Annotated in this window: 14 protein-coding genes; 9 read left to right on the top strand and 5 right to left on the bottom strand. The window is 73.0% G+C overall.

From position 1 onward, the window contains the following. The first annotated feature begins 32 nt into the window (after positions 1 to 32). Both ACY34I_RS07320 and ACY34I_RS07325 read left to right on the top strand, forming a co-directional pair. On the top strand, positions 33 to 440 hold the full coding sequence (locus tag ACY34I_RS07320; protein ID WP_462753688.1) for a hypothetical protein: 408 nt from the start codon (positions 33 to 35) through the stop codon (positions 438 to 440). Positions 441 to 442: 2 nt separating this feature from the next. Beyond that, entirely contained in the window at positions 443 to 2,560 is a 2,118-nt protein-coding gene (locus ACY34I_RS07325) for a bifunctional polysaccharide deacetylase/glycosyltransferase family 2 protein (protein ID WP_462753690.1), read from the top strand. An 86-nt stretch (positions 2,561 to 2,646) separates the two neighbouring features. On the opposite strand, the gene ACY34I_RS07330 is transcribed toward ACY34I_RS07325, so the two are convergent. Beyond that, positions 2,647 to 2,826 carry a hypothetical protein gene (locus tag ACY34I_RS07330; protein ID WP_148794017.1) on the bottom strand — a complete coding sequence of 60 codons (180 nt, stop codon included), beginning with the start codon at positions 2,824 to 2,826 and terminating at the stop codon, positions 2,647 to 2,649. A 40-nt stretch (positions 2,827 to 2,866) separates the two neighbouring features. Between ACY34I_RS07330 and ACY34I_RS07335 the strand changes: the two genes are divergently transcribed. Next, the gene (locus tag ACY34I_RS07335) at positions 2,867 to 3,811 is read left to right on the top strand and encodes a threonine ammonia-lyase (protein WP_462753692.1); all 945 of its coding nucleotides are present in this window, start codon (positions 2,867 to 2,869) and stop codon (positions 3,809 to 3,811) included. Positions 3,812 to 3,857: 46 nt separating this feature from the next. On the opposite strand, the gene ACY34I_RS07340 is transcribed toward ACY34I_RS07335, so the two are convergent. Next, entirely contained in the window at positions 3,858 to 5,954 is a 2,097-nt protein-coding gene (locus tag ACY34I_RS07340; protein WP_462753694.1) for a S9 family peptidase, read from the bottom strand. A 100-nt stretch (positions 5,955 to 6,054) separates the two neighbouring features. Between ACY34I_RS07340 and ACY34I_RS07345 the strand changes: the two genes are divergently transcribed. After that, positions 6,055 to 7,533 carry an FAD-binding oxidoreductase gene (locus ACY34I_RS07345; RefSeq protein ID WP_462753696.1) on the top strand — a complete coding sequence of 493 codons (1,479 nt, stop codon included), beginning with the start codon at positions 6,055 to 6,057 and terminating at the stop codon, positions 7,531 to 7,533. Positions 7,534 to 7,543: 10 nt separating this feature from the next. Here ACY34I_RS07345 and ACY34I_RS07350 read toward each other — a convergent pair whose 3' ends face one another. Next, complete coding sequence (locus tag ACY34I_RS07350; RefSeq protein WP_462753698.1) at positions 7,544 to 9,622, bottom strand: SpoIIE family protein phosphatase; 2,079 nt, start codon at positions 9,620 to 9,622, stop codon at positions 7,544 to 7,546. A gap of 154 nt (positions 9,623 to 9,776) precedes the next feature. On the opposite strand from ACY34I_RS07350, the gene ACY34I_RS07355 reads away from it, so the two are divergent. Both ACY34I_RS07355 and ACY34I_RS07360 read left to right on the top strand, forming a co-directional pair. Further along, positions 9,777 to 14,141 carry a HAMP domain-containing protein gene (locus ACY34I_RS07355; RefSeq protein WP_462753700.1) on the top strand — a complete coding sequence of 1,455 codons (4,365 nt, stop codon included), beginning with the start codon at positions 9,777 to 9,779 and terminating at the stop codon, positions 14,139 to 14,141. Next, on the top strand, positions 14,138 to 14,695 hold the full coding sequence (locus ACY34I_RS07360) for a response regulator (RefSeq protein WP_148794023.1): 558 nt from the start codon (positions 14,138 to 14,140) through the stop codon (positions 14,693 to 14,695). Before ACY34I_RS07355 ends, ACY34I_RS07360 begins: the two co-directional genes overlap by 4 nt. Before the next feature lie 67 nt (positions 14,696 to 14,762). Here the strand turns inward: ACY34I_RS07360 and ACY34I_RS07365 are convergent, their stop codons facing one another. Then, complete coding sequence (locus ACY34I_RS07365; RefSeq protein WP_462753702.1) at positions 14,763 to 15,266, bottom strand: GbsR/MarR family transcriptional regulator; 504 nt, start codon at positions 15,264 to 15,266, stop codon at positions 14,763 to 14,765. Positions 15,267 to 15,362: 96 nt separating this feature from the next. Here ACY34I_RS07365 and ACY34I_RS07370 point away from each other — a divergent pair, with 96 nt between their 5' ends. Then, positions 15,363 to 16,280, top strand: coding sequence for an ABC transporter ATP-binding protein (locus ACY34I_RS07370; RefSeq protein WP_462753704.1), 918 nt, complete (start codon positions 15,363 to 15,365; stop codon positions 16,278 to 16,280). Between the two features lie 76 nt (positions 16,281 to 16,356). Then, the gene (locus tag ACY34I_RS07375; RefSeq protein ID WP_462753706.1) at positions 16,357 to 17,949 is read left to right on the top strand and encodes an ABC transporter permease; all 1,593 of its coding nucleotides are present in this window, start codon (positions 16,357 to 16,359) and stop codon (positions 17,947 to 17,949) included. A 110-nt stretch (positions 17,950 to 18,059) separates the two neighbouring features. Here the strand turns inward: ACY34I_RS07375 and ACY34I_RS07380 are convergent, their stop codons facing one another. After that, positions 18,060 to 18,392: an STAS domain-containing protein gene (locus ACY34I_RS07380; RefSeq protein ID WP_148794027.1), complete on the bottom strand. Its 333-nt coding sequence runs from the start codon at positions 18,390 to 18,392 to the stop codon at positions 18,060 to 18,062. 149 nt (positions 18,393 to 18,541) lie between these two features. Between ACY34I_RS07380 and hemL the strand changes: the two genes are divergently transcribed. Further along, entirely contained in the window at positions 18,542 to 19,879 is a 1,338-nt protein-coding gene (gene hemL / locus ACY34I_RS07385) for a glutamate-1-semialdehyde 2,1-aminomutase (RefSeq protein WP_462753708.1), read from the top strand. The last annotated feature ends 53 nt before the right edge of the window (positions 19,880 to 19,932 follow it).

Below are 19,932 nucleotides of genomic sequence, written 5' to 3' on the forward strand. Positions count from 1 at the left end.
GGCGGAGAGCGCGACAGCGGGAGACCAGCAGCATGCACAACCAGCCCGGCAACGCGGCGCCGGTGTTCGTCGACCGGACCGGACGCCGCCGCCGGCTGACCGTGGTCGCGGGTACGGCGATGGGCCTCGGCCTGCTCACCAGCCTCGGGTTGATCCTCGCCGGTCTCTTCTTCGACTCCTCGGTGCCGCTGCCCGGCTGGTCGGAGACGAAGGTCCAGCCGCCGATCAAGATTGGCGACGACGCCCCGTCCCGGGGGGAGCAGCGGACCAGCCCCCGGCCCGAGCCGGTGACCAGCACGACCCCGGCGCTCACCCCGACCGCCACCGGCACGACGACCACCCGGGCCACCACCTCTGCCGTCCCACGACCGTCGGTCCCCGGGCAGGGTGACGAGCGGCGGCGCAGCGCCAAGCCGACCCGGACTCCGGGCAAGCCCTGACCATGGCGCGACACGTGGCCCGCCGCGACCCCCGGGCGCACTGGTTGCTGCTCCTGCTGGGGCTGGTCGCGCTGCTCGCGGCGCTCAGCTTCAACGGTCTGGTCACCAACGTCCGGGGCGGCTCCGGCCCGGTCCAGGCAACCGCGATGCCCGCGCCGAAAGCGGTCAGCACGGCTGGACCCGTGCTGCGGCTGGACGGCCCCACGCCGGTCAGCCGGCGGCTCGCGCCGCGCACCCTGGCGCTGACCTTCGACGACGGGCCCGACCCGCGGTGGACGCCGCAGGTGCTCGACGTGCTGCGCCGGCACCATGCCCACGCCACCTTCTTCGTGGTCGGCGCCCGGGTGAACGAGCATCCCGAGCTGGTCCGGCGGATCCTGGCCGAGGGGCACGAGATCGGCTCGCACACCTTCACCCACGCGGACGTGGGCGGCGTGCCCGGCTGGCGGGTCGGGGCCGAGCTGGCCTGGACCCGCAACGCGATCGCCGGTGCCACCGGCCGCGAGGTGACCCTGTTCCGGCCGCCCTTTTCGTCGACCCCGGCGGCGCTGACCGGGCCGCTGTACGGCGCGCTGCGCGACGCCGCCGGCAGCGGGCACGTGGCGGTGCTCGCCGACCGGGACACCAGGGACTGGGAGCGGCCGGGCGTCCCGGCCATCGTCCAGGCGGCCACGCCGCAGGGCGGCGCCGGGGCGGTGGTGCTCATGCACGACGGCGGCGGCGACCGCAGCCAGACCGTGGCCGCCCTCGACCAGTTGCTGCCCCGGCTGGCCGGGGCGGGATACCGGTTCACCACCGTGTCGGAAGGCATCGGGGCACCCGCGTCGATGCTCCCGGCTAGCGCCGGCGCCCGGCTGAGCGGGATGGCGCTGCGCTGGGCGCAGACCGGCGCCGGCTGGCTGGCCTCGGCCATGAACCTGCTGCTCGGCGTGGCTCTGGTGCTCGGGGTGGCGCGGCTCGCCGTGCAGGTGGTCTGCGCGCAACGGCACGTACGCCGGGTCCGGCGGCCGCGACGGCGTTGGCCCGAGGTGACCGTACCCGTCTCGGTGATCGTGCCGGCGTACAACGAGGCCGCGAACATCGCCGCCACCGTACGGTCCCTGGTCGCCAGCGCGTACCCGGCGCTGGAGGTGATCGTGGTCGACGACGGCTCCAGCGACGGCACCGCCGACATCGTCGAGCGGATGCGGCTGCGCGGGGTACGCGTCATCCGGCAGGCGAACGCCGGCAAGCCGGCCGCGCTGAACACCGGCATCCGGGCCGCCCGCGCCGACCTGCTGGTGCTGGTCGACGGGGACACCGTCTTCCAGCCGGACACCGTCTACCGACTGGTCCAGGGCTTCGCGGACCCGCGCGTCGGCGCGATCAGCGGCAACACCAAGGTGGCCAACCGGCGTCGGCTGCTCGGCCGCTGGCAGCACCTGGAGTACGTGATCGGCTTCAACCTCGACCGCCGGATGTACGACGTGCTGGAGTGCATGCCGACCATCCCCGGGGCGATCGGGGCGTTCCGCCGTCAGGTGCTGCTCGCCGTCGGTGGCGTACCCGCCGACACCCTGGCCGAGGACACCGACCTGACCATGCAGGTGCTCCGGGCCGGCTGGCGGGTGGTGTACGAGGAGAGGGCGATCGCCTGGACCGAGGCACCGTCGTCGCTTCGCCAGCTCTGGCGGCAGCGCTACCGCTGGTGCTACGGCACCATGCAGGCGATGTGGAAGCACCGGCAGGCGCTGCGCGAGCCGGGGGCCGGCGGGAAGCTGGGCCGTCGAGGGCTGCCGTACCTGACCGTGTTCCAGCTCGTGCTGCCGTTGGCCGCGCCGGCGGTCGACATCTTCGCCCTCTACGGACTGCTCTTCCTGCCCTGGTCGAAGCTGGTGCTGGCCTGGCTCGGGCTGCTCCTGCTCCAGGGCTTCACCGCCGCGTACGCGCTGCGCCTGGACCGAGAACGGTTCGGACCGCTGTGGGCGCTGCCGTTCCAGCAACTCGTCTACCGGCAGGTGATGTACCTGGTGGTGGTGCAGTCGGTGGTGACCGCGGTGATCGGCAACCGGCTGCGCTGGCAGCGGATGGCGCGTACCGGGGAGGCGGCCGCCCTGGTGCCGGCGGCCCCGGGCCGCTGAACGACCCCCGGGCGACCCGTGCGGTGACGGCGATCCGCCGTACGAGTGGGATGCGGCGGGCGTAGTCGGCGGGCGTCAGCGCCGGATCAGCGGCCGCCGAGGAGGCCGGCGGACCAGGAGACGGCCAGGCCGATCACCACCGAGCAGCAGCAGACCAGCAGGGCGGCGGCCACCACCGCGAGGATCACCCAGGTCGGCCCGCGCCGGGCCGCCCCCGCCGGGCCTGCCTCCGCCCCGGCCGGCTCGTCCTCCTCGGCCCGACTCACCGGGGCAGTCTAGGCGCCCATAGCGGGGCAGGATGGGCCGATGGAGCTGATCTCGATCGAGGACGTCCGGGCCGCCGCCGAGGACATCGCCGGCACCGCCGTGCGTACGCCGCTGCTGCCGGCACCGTGGGACGACGAGCTGTGGCTCAAGCCGGAGAGCCTGCAACCGGTGGGGTCGTTCAAGCTGCGCGGCGCGACGCATGCCGTGGCCCGGCTCGACCCGGCCGTCCGGTCCCGCGGCGTGGTGACCCACTCGTCCGGCAACCACGGGCAGGCCCTCGCCTACGCCGCCCGGGCGTTCGGTGTCCCGTGCACGGTGGTCGTCCCCGAGGGGGCGCCGCAGGTCAAGGTGGACCAGATCCGGGCGCTCGGCGCCGAGGTGCGGCTGGTCACGCCGGCCCGCCGGCTGCCGGAGGCGGAGCGGATCGCCGCCGACACCGGCGCCACGCTGGTGCCGCCCTTCGACGACCGGCGGATCATCGCCGGGCAGGGCACGGTCGGGCTGGAGGTCGTGGCGGACCTGCCCGACGTCGACGTGGTGCTGGTGCCGGTCGGCGGGGGCGGGCTCGCCTCGGGGGTCGCCACGGCGGTCAAGGCGCTGCGCCCGCAGGCCGCGGTCGTCGGGGTGGAACCGCTGCTCGCCGCGGACGCCCGGGACTCGCTCGCCGCCGGTGAGGTGGTGGTCTGGGACGTCGAGCGGACCTACCGGACCAGCGCGGACGGGCTGCGGACGAACCTGTCCGAGCTGACCCTCGCCCACCTGCGGGCACGCCTCGACGGCATCGTCACGGTGACCGAGGAGGAGATCACCGCGACGATGGGCCGCCTGGCCCGCGAGGCCCGGCTGGTGGTGGAGCCGAGCGGCGCCGTGTCGGTCGCCGCCCGCCTCTTCCACCGCGCCGAGCTGCCGTCGGGCCGTACCGCCGCCGTGATCACCGGCGGAAACGTCGACCCGGCTCGGCTCGCATCGGTGCTCGCCGGCTGAGCCTCAGGCAGGACCCCCGCTGGCCGGCGGGGGTCCGGCCTGCCGTTCAGGCCCGACCCAGGCGGTCGAGGATCCAGGCGTTGATGAACGCCTCCTCGCGCCAGGCGTCGTAGCGGCCGCTCGGGCCGCCGTGGCCGGCGCCCATCTCGGTCTTGAGCAGGTAGTCGCCCTCCGGGGCGACCGCCCGCAGCCGGGCGATCCACTTGGCCGGCTCGTGATAGAGCACCCGGGTGTCGTTCAGGCTGGTCACCGCGAGGATGGCCGGGTAGGCGACCTCGGCCACGTTCTCGTAAGGGGTGTACGACTTCATGTACGCGTACACCTCGGGGTCGTCGAGCGGGTTGCCCCACTCCTCCCACTCGGTGACGGTGAGCGGCAGCGACGGGTCGAGGATCGAGGTGAGCGCGTCCACGAAGGGCACCTGCGCGACGATCCCGGAGAACGCGTCCGGGGCGAGGTTGGCCACCGCGCCCATCAGCAGGCCGCCGGCCGACGCGCCCCGGGCCACCAGCCGGTCGGTGGCCGTCCAGCCGGCCTTGACCAGGTGCCGGGCACAGGCCACGAAGTCGGTGAAGGTGTTCTTCTTGGCGAGCAGCTTGCCCTCGTCGTACCAGCGCCGGCCCAGTTCGCCGCCGCCGCGGATGTGCGCAACGGCGAAGATGACGCCCCGGTCGAGGAGGCTGAGCCGGGCGATGGAGAACCAGGGGTCCATGCTCGCCTCGTACGAGCCGTAGCCGTAGATGAGGCAGGGCGCGGAGCCGTCGCGCGGGGTGTCCTTCCGGCAGACCAGCGAGATCGGCACCCGGGTGCCGTCGTCGGCCAGCGCCCAGTCCCGGTGCTGCTCGTAGTCGGCCGGGTCGTACGCCCGCCCGTCCGGCCCGGGGCGGACCGGCTTCTGCTTGCGAAGCACCATCTGCCGGGTGACCAGGTCGTAGTCGTAGACCGAGTCCGGGGTGACCAGCGAGGTGTAGCGGAGCCGCACCTCCCGGGTGCGGTACTCCGGGTTGGCGTCCAGCCCGACGCTGTAGATCGGCTCCGGGAAGTCGATGTCGTACGGGTCGCCGCCGCCGACCGGCAGCACCCGCAGCCCGGTGAGCCCGTTGCTGCGCAGCGAGACGACCAGGTGGTTCTCGAACGCGTCGACGGACTCCAGCCGGGTGCCGGGTGCGTGCTCGATCAGGGGCGTCCAGTCGCCGGGCGTGTCCGCCGAGGTGAACGCCAGCGCGAAGTCCTCCGCGCCGTCGTTGTGCAGGATCAGGAACCGGTGCCCGTGGTGCTCCACCGAGTACTCGACGCCCTGCCGACGCGGGGCGATGACGGCCGGCTCGCCGGTCGGGTTGGCCGCCGGGATCACCCGTACCTCGCTGGTGATCTTGCTGTGGATGTCGATCATCACGAACCGCTCGGAGCGGGTCAGCTCGACGCCCACCCAGAACCGCTCGTCGTCCTCCTGGTGGACCACCACGTCCTCGCTCGACGGGGTGCCGACGGCGTGCCGCCAGACCCGGTTCGGCCGCCAGGCGTCGTCCACCGTGACGTAGAAGAGCGTCGAGGCGTCGCGCGACCAGGCGGTGCCGTAGAAGGTGTCCGGGATCTCGTCGGGCAGCACCTCGCCGGTGCCGAGGTCCTTGATCCGCAGGGTGAACCGCTCGTCGCCGGCGAAGTCGGTGGAGTATGCCAGCCAGCGCCCGTCCGGGCTGACGTCGAACGCGCCGAGGGCGAAGAAGTCGTGCCCTTCGGCGAGCAGGTTGCCGTCCAGCAGCACCTCCTCGCCCTCCAGCGGGGCGCCGTCGGCGCTGATCGGGGGCGCGGTCTCGCCGTCCCGGACGGCCCGGCGGCAGTGCACGCCGTACTGCTGGCCCTCGACGGTGCGGGTGTAGTACCAGTACCCGTCCTTGCGGGTGGGCACCGACAGGTCGGTCTCCTGGGTGCGCCGGCGGGTCTCCTCGAACAGTCGGGACCGCAGCTCGGCCAGGTGCGCGGTGTGCGCCTCGGTGTAGGCGTTCTCCGCGGTCAGGTAGGCGATCGTCTCCGGGTCGTCCTTGGCCGCCAGCCAGGCGTACTCGTCGACGACGGTGTCGCCGTGGTGGGTGCGCTCGCTCAGCACCCGCTTGGCGACGGGTAGCGGGGTCTCGGTGGTCACGGCGTCACGTTACCGGCCGGCCGCCCGGTTCCGGGCCGTCGCACTGTCGGATCCGGCAACTTGCGGTCCGAGACTTTCGAACATGTGTACGATGACCGCCATGGCGGCTGCAGCGAGTTCCACCAATCGACCCGGAGCCCTCGACATCACCCGGCGCCTCGCCGAGATCTGCGGCCCGCCGTTCGCCCGCTTCGCCGGCCCGGCCGACGAGGTGGCCGGCCGGACGGCCCGCTGGGTGGCGGTGCCGGGCGGCCCGCACGCCGCCGCCGAGGTGCTGCGGCTGGCCGCCGCGCACGACCTGACGGTGGTGCCGCGCGGCGCCGGCACGAAGATCGACTGGGGGGCGGCCCCGGAGCAGGTCGACATCATGCTGGACACCGGCCGGCTCGCCGGGGTCTGGCACGAACCGCAGGGCTCTGCGGTGGCCGAGATCGGCGCCGGCACCCCGCTCCGGGCGGTCCAGGCCACCCTCGAACGCACCGGCCAGCGCCTTCCGGTCGACGCGCCCTCCCCGGGGGCGACCCTGGGCGGGGTGCTCGCCGCCGACGAGGCCGGCCCGCTCCGGCTCCGGCACGGCAGCCCGTGCGCCCAGCTTGTCGGGGTGCGCTATCTGGACGCCGACGGCGAGTTGGTCAGCGTCGGCGAGCCCGGCACGGCGTCGCTGGGCCGGGCGGCACCGACCGCCCGCGACCAGGTGGGCCAGGGCGGGGCGGCAGCTCCGGGCCGGGCGGGAGCGGGCGGCGCCGGGGCGCTCTTCGGCACCGGCGACCTGCCGGGGCTGGACGTGGCGCGGCTGCTCTGCGGCTCGCAGGGCGGGCTGGGTGTGCTGGTCTCGGCCACCCTGCGGGTGCAGGCCGCACCGGCCAGCCGGGTCTGGGTGTCCCGGCCGGTCTGGACCCCGCTCGAAGTGCACGACCTGGTCCGGGCGGTGCTCGCCGCCCGGCTCGACCCCGCGGCCGTCGAGCTGGACCTGCCCGTACCGGTGCCGTTGCCGCGCCGGCGGGTCTCCCCGTGGCACCCGTCGGTCGCCGGCCGGCCCGACCATCCGGCGTTGACCGGGCGGTCGACCCCGCCAGCCGCGGCGGGCAGCCTCGTGGTGCTGCTGGAGGGCGGCCCGGCGGACGTCGCGGAGCGGGCCGAGCGGCTCAGCGCCCTGCTCGGCGGCGATGCGGTGGTCGGCCACTCCGCACCGGAGTGGTGGGGGCGCTACCCCTTCGCCCCGGGCGACACCGCGCTGCGGATCGAGGTGCCCATCAACGACCTGCATGCGGCGGTCTACGCGCTGCGCGACGCGGCCGGCAGCCCGGTGCCGGTCCGGGGCTCCGCCGGGGTCGGCACGGTGCACGCGGCGCTGCCCGGCTCGCTGGCACCCGACCGGGTCGCCTCGATCCTCGCGGCCGTCCGCGGGGTGCTCCTCGCCCGGCAGGGCCGCTGCGTGGTGGTGTCCGCCCCGGCGCCGGTCCGCCGCGCCGTCGACCTCTGGGGCGAGCTGCCCACCCTGCCCCGCCTCCGCACGGCGAAGGCACACCTCGACCCCCACCACCGCCTGGCCCCCGGCCGCCTCCCCGGCGGCCTCTGACCAACCCGGGTCAGAGGGCGTCGTTGCGGAGGACGAGGATGGCGATGTCGTCGCGGGGGGCCTCCACCGAGAAGCCGATCGCCGTGGCGCGCAGCCGGGCCGCGACCACGTCGGCGGAGTAGCCGGCCAGCGGGGCAGCCGACTCGCGCAGCCGGTCGGTGCCGAAGAGCTCCCGGCCGCGCCGGCGCTCGGTCACCCCATCGGTGTAGAAGATCAGCGCGTCGCCCCGGCCGAGCGCGATCTCGGCCGTCGGGGTGGCGATCGAGTCGAGCAGCCCGAGCGCGGTACCGCCGGTGCCGACGAAGGCCGCCCCGCCGCCGCCGGCCAGCAGCACCGGGCGGTCGTGCCCGGCCAGGTGCAGGGAGACGTCGAGCTGCTCGCCCTCGCCCGCCCCGACCGCCGCCAGCGCCAGCGTGCAGTACCGGCCGCTGCCGCGCTCGACCAGCGTCTCGTTGAGCCGGCCCAGCACCTCCGGCAGCGGCTTGCCGTCGCCGACCAGCACCCGGATCACGTCCCGGACCAGGCCGGTCACCGCCGCCGCCTGCACGCCCTTGCCGGAGACGTCGCCGATGACCACCAGCCACCGGCCGTCCGGCAGCGGGACCACGTCGTAGAAGTCGCCGCCGACGTCGGCGTCGTCACCGGTCGGGACGTACTCGGCGGCGAAGCCGATGCCCTCGACCACTGGGAGCACCGGCGGCAGCAGCGACTGCTGGAGGGTCTGCGCCACCCGCCGGCGCTCGGCGTGGATGCGGGCGTTCTCGATGGCGAGGGCGGCCCGGCGGGCCACGTCCTCCAGCACCGAGACCTCGTCCGGGTCGTGCCGGTGCCGCTGGTGACGGCCGACGGCCAGGGTGCCGAGCCGCTGCCCGCGGGCGATCAACGGTACGGCGAACCCCTCCATCGGCCCGCTGAGCGGCACCTGCGCGGCGCTCCGGGACGCCTCCCGCAGCCGGGCCTGGATCGAGTCCGGCCCGGTCTCCTCGAGCACCCGATGCAGCTGCGGTAGCACCGACTCGTCGGCGTGGCTGCACGCGGCGAGCCGCAACCGCCCCCACTCGTCGGTGGTGTGCACCGCGCACCACTGCCCGAGCCGGGGCACCACCAGTTGCGGGATGAGCGCCATGGTCAGCTCGACGTCGAGGGACTGGGCGAGCAGTTCGCTCGCCTCGGCGAGGAAGGTCAGCCAGGTCGACCGGCGGACGTCCGCCCGGCGCAGCCGGTCGTTCTCCAGGTGCAGCGAGAGCCGCTCGGCGGCCAGCACCGCGAGCGGGCGGGCGTACGCCGACGGCGCCGCGTCCAGCTCCAGCTCGCCGGCGTACGGGCGGTGCACGGCGAGCGGGACCCGGAGCAGTTCGTTCCCCTCCCGGGGCTGCCGGCCGTAGCGGGCGATCACCTGGGTGCCCTGCCCGTCGCCCCGGTCCAGCCGGACCACGCCGCCGGCGGCGCCCACCATGTCGGCGAGCCGGGCCAGCAGCCCGGTGGCGAACTCCGGCAGCGGGTCGTCCGCGTACGGGTCGGGGGTGGTCTGCATCAGCTCGCTCATCGCGGCGGCGCTCGGGGCGCTCTCCGCCGATTCACCCGACGTGATGACCCGTTGCTCGGTCACGGTCCGTGGGGCGGCCGACGCCACATCGTGCCGGTCGAGCCGGAACCAGACGCCCTTGCCGGTGGGCAGGTAGGTGGTGCCCCACCGGCTGGCGAAGTGGTCCACCAGCAGCAGGCCGCGCCCGCGCTCGGACACCTCGGCGATCTCGGAGCTGACGTTGCGTACGCCGACCACCAGCTCCTCGACGGGGCCGGAAGCGAAGTCGGTGACCGTGACGGTCAGTCCCCGCTCGTCCGCCTCGACCTCGATGTCCAGTTCGGTGCGCGCGTGCTCGATGGCGTTGGTGGTGAGTTCCGTGGTGAGCAGCAGTGCCTCGTTGAGCAGTTCGTCCAGTTCCGCCTCGCCGAGGACGGACCGCACCAGTGCCCGGGCGGCCGCCGGCGTACGCCGGTCGGCGGGAAGCCGGACCCGCCGGACATGCTCGTCCGCGCCGTCGTCGACCACCGGCCCCGCCTCCGCTGACACCTTCGTATCCTCCATCGCCGCCGCCCCCGGTGCCAAGCGCCCCCCGTCGCGCCACCCGCCGGAGCTGGGGTCGGGCACGCCGTGTCGGCTGGTCGTCACCTCGACGTGCCGCGGGCAGAATGGTGGGATGTCGGCACGAGCCGGTTGGCCCCGAGCTGAGCGAGGAATGATGACCACGGCGAAACAGTCGGTAGCCGCGGACCCGGCCGCCTCGGAGCACGAGGCGCTGCTCGGTGACCTCGTGGAGGCGCTGCGGCAGGTACGCCGGGGCGACCTCAAGGTCCGGCTGCCCCGCCGGGCCGGTCTGGCCGGTGAGGTGGCCGACGCGTTCAACGACGTGGTGGCGCTCCAGGAGCGGCAGCACCTGGACCTGCGCCGGATCAGCCGGATCGTCGGCCGGGACGGCCGGCTGACCGAACGCCTCGACGACGAGGGCCTGGACGGCTCGTGGGCCGAGGGCCAGCGGGCGATCAACTCGCTGATCGACGACCTGGGCCGGCCGACCACCGAGATCGCCCGGGTCATCGTGGCGGTGGCCGACGGCGACCTGTCCCAGCACATGGCGCTGGAGATCGACGGCCGCCCGCTGCGCGGTGAGTACCTGCGCATCGGCCGCACCGTCAACACCATGGTCGACCAGCTCTCGTCCTTCTCCAACGAGGTGACCCGGGTGGCCCGGGAGGTGGGCACCGAGGGCAAGCTGGGTGGCCAGGCCGACGTACGCGGGGTGGCCGGCACCTGGAAGGACCTCACCGACTCGGTGAACACCATGGCGTCGAACCTGACCTACCAGGTGCGTTCGATCTCCCAGGTGGCCACGGCGGTGGCGAAGGGTGACCTGTCGCAGAAGATCACCGTGTCGGCCAAGGGTGAGGTGGCCGAGCTGGCCCACACCTTCAACTCGCTCACCGACACCCTGCGGCTCTTCGCGGAGCAGGTGACCCGGGTGGCTCGGGAGGTGGGCACCGAGGGCAAGCTGGGCGGCCAGGCGGAGGTGCCGAACGTGGCCGGCACCTGGAAGGACCTGACCGACAGCGTCAACTCGATGGCGTCGAACCTGACCGCACAGGTCCGCAACATCGCCCAGGTCTCCACCGCGGTGGCCCGGGGCGATCTCTCGCAGAAGATCACGGTGGCCGCGCAGGGCGAGATCCTGGAGCTGAAGGACACCGTGAACACGATGGTGGATCAGCTGTCGTCGTTCGCCGACGAGGTGACCCGGGTGGCCCGTGAGGTGGGTATCGAGGGCAAGCTGGGCGGTCAGGCCCAGGTACGCGGGGTCTCCGGCACCTGGCGCGATCTCACCGAGAACGTCAATCAGCTCGCCGGGAACCTGACCAGCCAGGTGCGGAACATCTCGCAGGTGTCCACGGCGGTGGCCAAGGGTGACCTGAGCCAGAAGATCACCGTCGACGCCCAGGGCGAGATCCTGGAGCTGAAGAACACCGTGAACACGATGGTGGATCAGCTGTCCTCGTTCGCCGACGAGGTGACCCGGGTGGCCCGTGAGGTGGGCACCGAGGGCAAGCTCGGTGGTCAGGCGCAGGTGAAGGGCGTGTCGGGCACCTGGCGGGACCTGACCGACAACGTGAACTCGATGGCGTCCAACCTGACCAGTCAGGTGCGGAACATCGCCTCGGTCACCACTGCGGTGGCCAAGGGTGACCTGTCGCAGAAGATCACGGTGGACGCCCGGGGCGAGATCCTGGAGCTGAAGTCCACGGTCAACACGATGGTGGATCAGCTGTCGTCGTTCGCGGACGAGGTGACCCGGGTGGCCCGGGAGGTGGGCACCGAGGGCAAGCTCGGCGGTCAGGCCCAGGTACGCGGCGTCGCCGGCACCTGGCGCGACCTGACCGACAACGTGAACTCGATGGCGTCGAACCTGACGTCGCAGGTGCGCAACATCGCCCAGGTGTCCACGGCGGTGGCGAAGGGTGACCTGTCGCAGAAGATCACGGTGGACGCCCAGGGCGAGATCCTGGAGCTGAAGAACACCGTGAACACGATGGTGGATCAGCTGTCCTCGTTCGCCGACGAGGTGACCCGGGTGGCCCGTGAGGTGGGCACCGAGGGCAAGCTGGGTGGTCAGGCGCAGGTGAAGGGCGTGTCGGGCACCTGGCGGGACCTGACCGGCAACGTGAACTCGATGGCGTCGAACCTGACCAGTCAGGTGCGGAACATCGCCTCGGTCACCACCGCCGTGGCGAAGGGTGACCTGAGCCAGAAGATCACCGTCGACGCCCAGGGCGAGATCCTGGAGCTGAAGAACACCGTGAACACGATGGTGGATCAGCTGTCGTCGTTCGCCGACGAGGTGACCCGGGTGGCCCGCGAGGTGGGCACCGAGGGCAAGCTCGGCGGTCAGGCACAGGTGAAGGGCGTCTCCGGCACCTGGCGTGACCTCACCGAGAACGTCAACCAGCTCGCCTCGACCCTCACCACCCAGCTCCGGGCGATCGCCCAGGTCTCCACCTCGGTGACCCGGGGTGACCTGACCCAGCGGATCGCCGTCAAGGCGCAGGGCGAGGTCGCCGAGCTGAAGGACAACATCAACCAGATGATCGTCACCCTGCGGGAGACGACCAAGAAGAACGCCGAGCAGGGCTGGCTGGATTCCAACCTGGCCCGGATCGGTGGCCTGCTCCAGGGGCAGCGGGACCTCGGCGAGGTCTGCCGCATGATCATGATGGAGGTGACCCCGCTGGTCGACGCGCAGCTCGGCGCGTTCTTCCTGGCGGACAGCTCCGAGGGGAGCATGCGGTTGCGGCTCACCGCCTCGTACGGGTATGTGGCGCGGGGGCACGACGTGACCTTCGGGCCCGGCGAGGGGCTGGTCGGGCAGGCCGCCCTCTCCCGGCGGACCATAAGGGTCAACGCCCAGCCCGACGGGCGGCTGATGCTGCGCTCCGGGCTCGCCGAGACGCCCCCGGCCGACCTGGTGGTGCTGCCCGTCCTCTTCGAGGGTGAGCTGCTCGGCGTGATCGAGTTCGCCGGGGTGACCACCTTCTCCGAGCTGCACCTGTCGTTCCTGGAGCGGCTGGTCACCACCATCGGCATCGCGGTCAACACGATCCAGGCCAACCGGCGTACGGAGGAGCTGCTGGCCCAGTCGCAGCGGCTGGCTCTCGAACTCCAGGAGCAGTCGGCGGAGCTGCAGCGCACCAACGCCGAACTGGAGGACAAGGCCAAGCTGCTCTCCGAGCAGAAGGCCAACATCGAGACCCAGAACCGGGAGATCGAGCTGGCCCGGCTCGGCCTGGAGGAGAAGGCGCAGCAGCTCACCCGGGCGTCGGCCTACAAGTCGGAGTTCCTGGCGAACATGAGCCACGAGCTGCGTACGCCGTTGAACTCGCTGCTGCTGCTGGCCCGGCTGCTGGCCGAGAACCCGGACCAGAACCTGACGCCGAAGCAGATCGAGTTCGCCCGCACCATCTACAGCGCCGGCTCAGACCTGCTCTCCCTGATCGACGACATCCTGGACCTCGCCAAGATCGAGGCGGGCCGGATGGACGTGGAGCCGACCGAGGTGCACTTCTCCGAGCTGCGCGGCTACGTCGAGCAGGCGTTCGCCCCGCAGGCCGAGGAGAAGGGCCTCGACTTCCAGGTCCGGATCAGCAAGGACCTGCCCCCGGCACTGGTCACCGACGCCCAGCGATTGCAGCAGATCCTGCGCAACATGCTCTCCAACGCGGTGAAGTTCACCGACAACGGCGCGGTGACGCTGCGGATCGCCCCGGCCGCCGAGAACGCCGTCTTCGACGTGCCGGCGCTGACCAACGCGCGGCGGGTGATCGCGTTCACGGTGATCGACACCGGGATCGGCATCTCGGACGACAAGCTGTCGCTGATCTTCGAGGCGTTCCAGCAGGCCGACGGCACCACCAGTCGGCGGTACGGGGGCACCGGGCTGGGCCTGTCGATCAGTCGGGACCTGGCGCGCCTGCTCGGCGGCACGATCACCGTGTCGTCGGCGCCCGGCCAGGGGTCGACGTTCACCCTCTTCGTACCGGACGTGCTGGCGCCGGACGCGGTGGTGGCGCCGGCGCCACCCTCACCGAGCCGCGCGGGCCTGCCGTCGTCGCTGCTCATGCCGATGGAGCTGCCGCAGCCGCAGGAGACTCCGGCGACCCGGCGGCTGGAGGGCGTGACCGTGCTGATCGTCGACGACGACGTCCGCAACGTGTTCGCCCTGACCTCCGCGTTGGAACTGCACGGGATGACCGTGCTGTACTCGGACAACGGGGCGGACGGCGTCCGCCAGCTGGCCGAGCATCCGGAGGTGGACATCGTGTTGATGGACGCGATGATGCCGGACCAGGACGGCTACGAGACGACCCGGCAGATCCGGCGCAACCACCGCTTCGCGGACCTGCCGATCGTCTTCCTGACCGCGAAGGCGATGCCCGGTGACCGGGAGTCGGCGATCACGGCCGGAGGTAGCGACTACATCACCAAGCCGGTGGACCTGGACGAGCTGATCGAGATGATGTCGTCCTGGATCGGCCGCAGCCGAGGCGAGGAGACCCCGTGACTCAGATGGCCAAGGCGCTGCTGGTGGACGACCGGCGGGAGAACCTGATGGCCCTGGAGGCGATCCTCCAGGGGCTTCCGGTCCAGTCGGTCGCCGTGGAGAGCGGCGAGGCGGCGCTGAAGCAGCTCCTGGTCGACGACTTCGCGGTGATCCTGCTCGACGCGCAGATGCCCGACATGGACGGCTTCGAGACCGCCACCCACATCAAGCGGCGGGAGCGGACCCGGCACGTGCCGATCATCTTCCTCACCGCGGCGGACCGGGACGCCCAGCTCGCCCTGCGCGGCTACGCGGTGGGCGCGGTCGACTACCTGACCAAGCCGTTCGACCCCTGGGTGCTGCGCGCCAAGGTGTCGGTCTTCGTGGAGCTGTGGGTGAAGACCCGGCAGCTCGCCGCCCAGTCCGACCTGGTGCGGGAGCGGGACCGGCAGTGGCGGGTGCTCACCGACGCGGTGGACGAGGCGACGGCGTTGCTGCGCGCGGACGACGGCGCGGAGGCCCGGGAGCGCGCGGTGGACATCCTGGAGCAGGCGCGCTGGGGCAACACCGCCTGAGCGCTGCGCGGGCCTGTCCGTTGGCCACGGAAAGTGACGGTCGGTCGGCCGGGCCGGCAGGCAAGGGTCAGCCGGCCGGGTCGCCGTGTGCCCTCGCGGCGCGCCAGGCCCGCCACCGTTCGCCCATCGTGTCGAGTTCCCCTTGGACGAAGAGGAAGAAGTCCCGCATCTCGGCCACCCGCTCGCCGGCCGGCGTGTCCCGCCCGAGCAGCGCGTTCACGCCGCCGTTGGCGATGTCGATGAAGTTCTTGTAGAGGCCGGTCTTGGTGATGGTGGCCTCGTACCAGGGGTTGTCCGGCATCCGGTAGCGGTCCCGCCGGGAGCCCTTGACCGGCTCACGGACCAGCATGCCGAACTGGGTCAGGTAGCGGACCGCACCGGAGACCGCCGCCGCGCTGACCCCGAGCCGCTCGCCGATCTCGGCGGCGGTCAGCGGGTCGTCCGCGCTCATCACGCTGAAGAGCACCCGGGCGGCCATCCGGGGGAAGCCGACGTCCGCGAAGGCCATTGCCATCCGTTCGACGAAGAGGTGGATCTCCTCCTCGTTCCGGGCCGGGCGGTCGTCAAGCATCGGCGATGGCTCCTCGCGTTAAAAAGTCGTGAAGCTGATGGTGCCCCAACTCTCACAGTCTTCACAAGTTTATGAAACGAGCGTAGCTTCCGAAGTATGGAAACCCCAATTGAGGTGTCCGGCCTGGTGAAGACCTTCGGCCGGACCCGGGCACTCGACGGACTCGACCTGACCGTCCGCGCCGGGCAGGTGCACGGCTTCCTCGGTCCCAACGGCGCCGGCAAGTCGACCACCATCCGCGTGCTGCTCGGTCTGCTGCGGGCGGACGCGGGGGCCGTCCGGCTGCTCGGCGGCGACCCGTGGCGGGACGCCGTCGCCCTGCACCGCCGCCTCGCGTACGTCCCCGGCGACGTCACCCTCTGGCCCAACCTCAGCGGCGGCGAGGTGATCGACCTGCTCGGCCGGATGCGCGGCGGGCTGGACCCGAAGCGCCGCGCCGAGCTGCTGGAATCCTTCGAGCTGGACCCGCGCAAGAAGGGCCGGGCCTACTCCAAGGGCAACCGGCAGAAGGTGGGCCTGGTCGCCGCGCTCGCCTCCGACGTCGAGCTGCTCATCCTCGACGAGCCGACCTCCGGGCTGGACCCGCTCATGGAGGAGGTCTTCCAGCACTGGGTCCGGCGGGCCAAGCAGGACGGCCGGACCGTGCTGCTCTCCAGCCACATCCTGGCCGAGGTGGAGGCGCTCTGCGACCGGGTGACGATCATCCGCAACGGCCGCGCCGTCGAGTCCGGCACCCTCGGCGAGCTGCGCCACCTGCACCGCACCTCGATCGACGCCGAGGTCACCGCGCCGCTCGACGGGTTGGCCGACCTGCCGGGCGTGCACGACCTGCGCGTCGACGGCAACCGGGTGCGCTTCGACGTGGACTCCGCCGCCCTGGACACCGCCCTGCGCCGGCTCACCGAGCTGGGCGTACGCAGCCTGGTCAGCCAGCCGCCGACCCTGGAGGAGCTGTTCCTGCGGCACTACGAGGCCGTGCCGATCGAGGCGACCCCTGCCGAGGCGACCCGATGAGCGAGCGCCAGCGAGCGAATCATCAGTACCGCGCGGTCGTGCCTCAGACGGCCGCCGAGTGGAGCGAGGTGACCGCATGAGCACCCTCACCGGCACCCGCCACCTCGCTCGGCTGATCCTGCGCCGGGACCGGCTCCTGCTCCCGCTCTGGGTGCTGGTGCTCGCCGTCCTGCCGATGACGTACGCGACCAGCTTCTTCGAGCTCTTCCCGACGGCGGCCGACCGGGCCGCGTACGCCGCCGGCACCGCCCGGAACCCGTCCATCGTCGCGCTGCTCGGCCCGGTGTACGGCGACAGCGTCGGCGCGCTGACCGCGCAACGCGCCGGCTTCCTGCTGGTGATCGTCGGGCTGGCCAGCCTGCTCACCGTCATCCGGCACACCCGCACCGAGGAGGAGGCCGGCCGGCGCGAGCTGCTCGGCGGCACCGTGCTCGGCCGGTACGCCGGGCTGACCGCCGCGCTGCTCGTGACGTACGCGGCCGACCTGCTGCTCGGCCTGCTCACCGCTGCCGGGCTGGCCTCCACCGGGCTGCCGGCGGCCGGCTCGTACGCGTACGGCCTCGCCGCCACGCTGACCGGCGTCGTCTTCGCCACGATCGGCGGGCTGGCCGCCCAGCTCACCGAGACGGCCGGCGGGGCGCGGGGCATCGGTATCGCGGTGCTCGGCGCCGCCTTCGCGCTCCGGCTGGTGGGTGACACCGCCTCGAACGACTGGCCGAGCTGGCTCTCCCCGCTGGGCTGGGCGGCCCGGGTGCGTCCGTACGAGGGGGAGCGCTGGTGGGTGCTGGCGTTGCCGCTGGCCGCGTCGGTGCTGTTCGCGGCCGTGGCGTACCCGGTGTCGGTGCGCCGCGACCTGGGGGCCGGGGTGCTGCCGCCCCGGCTCGGGCCGGCCACCGCCGGTCCGGCCCTCTCCGGATCGTTCGGGCTGGCCTGGCGGCTGCACCGCGGGCAGATCCTCTGGTGGTCGGTCGGCTTCGGCCTGATGGGGCTGATCCTCGGCGGGGCGGCGAAGGGCGCCGGCCGGGGCGTCGAGGGCAACCCGCAGCTCGAGGAGATCATGGCCCGGATCGGCGGCGCCTCCGGCCTGGCCGACGCCTACCTGGGGGCCACGCTCAGCCTGGCCGGGCTGGCCGCCGCCGGGTACGGCATCCAGGCGGCGCTGCGGATGCGGGCGGAGGAGACCACCGGGCGGGCCGAGCCGCTGCTGGCGACCGGCGAGCACCGCTCGACCTGGCTGCTGTCCCACGTGGTGTTCGCGTTGCTCGGCCCGGCGGTGGTGCTCGCCGTGACCGGCCTCGCCATCGGCGTGACGTACGGGCTGAGCGTGCAGGACGTGCCGACGGAGCTGCCCCGGATGGTCGGCGCCGGGCTGGCCCAGGTGCCGGCGGCGTGGGTGCCGGCCGGATTCGCGGTCCTGCTCTTCGGGCTGCTGCCCCGGCTCGCCCCGGTGGCCTGGGCGGTGCTCGCGGTCTGCCTGCTGCTCGGCCAGCTCGGCGCCGTGCTGGAGCTGGACCAGTGGCTGCTGGACCTCTCCCCGTTCACCCACACCCCGCAGGTGCTCCGGGACACCTGGAGCGTCACTCCGCTCTACGCGCTGGCTCTCGTGGCGCTGCTGCTGGCGCTCGCCGGCCTGGCCGCCTTCCGCCGCCGCGACACCCCCGTCACCTGACCCGCCCAACCAGGTCGATTATGAGGTTGACGGCACCTGATGAGATTCACATCGCCGTCAACCTCATGATCACCGGGGCGGCGGGGCGGAGGAGATGGGGGTGGGGCGCGTCAGGGGGCGGTTTCGTTGCGGATCATCAGGGCCGACCGGAGGCCGGTGATGTCCAGGACGCGCAGGAGGAAGTCGCCGACATTGCTGAGGACCAGCAGGCTCTGGGCGTGGCTGGCCTTGCGGCTGAGCACCACCAGGGTGCCGAGCCCCTGCGAGTCGCAGAAGGTCACCCCGCCCAGGTCGAGCACGATGCGCGGCGGGGCCTCGGCCAGCACCTCATTCACGACGGTCGACAGCTGGGCGGCCGTGAGCATGTCGATCTCACCGGCCAGACGAAGCACCGCTTCGTCGCCCGACCGGTGTACCGTGATGGACAGTTCGGCACGATCCACCCGGTCAGCCTATCGCGATCTCGATCGCCGGGCCCGGCGAGCCACCCCCGGCTGTCGATCTCCGGCCGGACGGGCGGGCGTGAGCCCGGTAACCCCCGGTGCGGGGTGGCTGCTGATCAGCCGTCCGGCGCTGACACAATGGCGGCATCGTGACCGAGACCTTTTTCGCCGGATCCGGCCGTTACCCGGCCGACGCGCCGGCCTCCGAGGCCCTGTTCGACCGCGCCAAGGCCATCGTGCCCGGCGGGGTGAACTCCCCTGTCCGCGCGTTCCGTGCCGTGGGTGGCACCCCGCGCTTCATGGTCCGGGGGGAGGGTCCCTGGCTCTTCGACGCCGACGGTCGCCGCTACGTCGACCTGGTCTGCTCCTGGGGCCCGTTGGTCCTCGGCCACGCCCACCCTGCGGTGGTCGAGGCGGTGCAGGCCGCCGCCGCGTACGGCACCAGCTTCGGCACCCCGACACCGGGCGAGGTCGAGCTGGCCGCGGAGATCGTCGACCGTACCCCGGTCGAGCAGGTCCGCCTGGTCAACTCGGGCACCGAGGCGACCATGTCGGCGATCCGGCTGGCCCGGGGCTTCACCGGTCGCGCCAAGATCGTCAAGTTCTCCGGCTGCTACCACGGCCACTCCGACGCGCTCCTCGCCGCCGCCGGCTCCGGCGTGGCCACGCTCGGCCTGCCCGACTCGCCCGGCGTGACCGGCGCGGCCGCCGGGGACACCATCGTGCTGCCGTACAACGACCTGCGCGCGGTGGAGGAGGCCTTCGCCGCCGAGGGAGCGCACATCGCGGCGATCATCACCGAGGCGGCCGCCGGCAACATGGGCGTGGTCGCCCCGCGCGACGGCTTCAACCAGCAGCTCGCCCGGATCGCCCACGCGCACGGGGCGCTGCTCATCGTCGACGAGGTGATGACCGGCTTCCGGGTCTCCCGCGCCGGCTGGCACGGCCTCGACGCCAGCGACGCCGACCTCTGGACGTACGGGAAGGTCATGGGTGGCGGCCTGCCCGCCGCGGCGTTCGGCGGGCGCGCGGAGGTCATGTCCCGGCTGGCGCCGGCCGGCCCGGTCTACCAGGCCGGCACCCTTTCCGGTAACCCGCTGGCGTGCGCCGCCGGCCTGGCCACCCTGCGGCTGGCCGACGACGCGCTCTACCGGAAGCTGGACGAGACGGCCGCCGTGGTGGGCAAGCTCGCCACCGACGCGCTGGCCGCCGCCGGGGTCCCGCACCGCCTGTCGACCGCGGGCAACATGTTCTCGATCTTCTTCACGGACGCCGAAGTGGTCGACTACGACAGCGCCCGCACCCAGCAGGTGCCCGCGTTCAAGGCGTTCTTCCACGCGATGCTCGCGGCCGGCGTCTACCTGCCGCCGAGCGCGTTCGAGGCGTGGTTCGTGTCGGCGGCGATCGACGACGCCGCGCTGGAGCAGATCGCCGACGCCCTGCCGGGCGCGGCGACGGCGGCGGCAGCGGCGGGACACGGGGGGTAGCGGTGAGCGCGAGGAGTGAGCCGGTTTTGCGAGCCCCGCAGTCGCGAACGAAG

The organism is Micromonospora sp. RTBAU3-60, from assembly GCF_054963695.1.

Excerpts from the sequence above, each read along its gene's own strand:
- ACY34I_RS07320 (WP_462753688.1), top strand. The coding sequence starts at position 33 with ATGCACAACCAGCCCGGCAACGCGGCGCCGGTGTTCGTCGACCGGACC.
- ACY34I_RS07325 (WP_462753690.1), top strand. The coding sequence starts at position 443 with ATGGCGCGACACGTGGCCCGCCGCGACCCCCGGGCGCACTGGTTGCTG.
- ACY34I_RS07335 (WP_462753692.1), top strand. The coding sequence starts at position 2,867 with ATGGAGCTGATCTCGATCGAGGACGTCCGGGCCGCCGCCGAGGACATC.
- ACY34I_RS07345 (WP_462753696.1), top strand. The coding sequence starts at position 6,055 with ATGGCGGCTGCAGCGAGTTCCACCAATCGACCCGGAGCCCTCGACATC.
- ACY34I_RS07350 (WP_462753698.1), bottom strand. The coding sequence starts at position 9,622 with ATGGAGGATACGAAGGTGTCAGCGGAGGCGGGGCCGGTGGTCGACGAC.
- ACY34I_RS07355 (WP_462753700.1), top strand. The coding sequence starts at position 9,777 with ATGACCACGGCGAAACAGTCGGTAGCCGCGGACCCGGCCGCCTCGGAG.
- ACY34I_RS07365 (WP_462753702.1), bottom strand. The coding sequence starts at position 15,266 with ATGCTTGACGACCGCCCGGCCCGGAACGAGGAGGAGATCCACCTCTTC.
- ACY34I_RS07370 (WP_462753704.1), top strand. The coding sequence starts at position 15,363 with ATGGAAACCCCAATTGAGGTGTCCGGCCTGGTGAAGACCTTCGGCCGG.
- ACY34I_RS07375 (WP_462753706.1), top strand. The coding sequence starts at position 16,357 with ATGAGCACCCTCACCGGCACCCGCCACCTCGCTCGGCTGATCCTGCGC.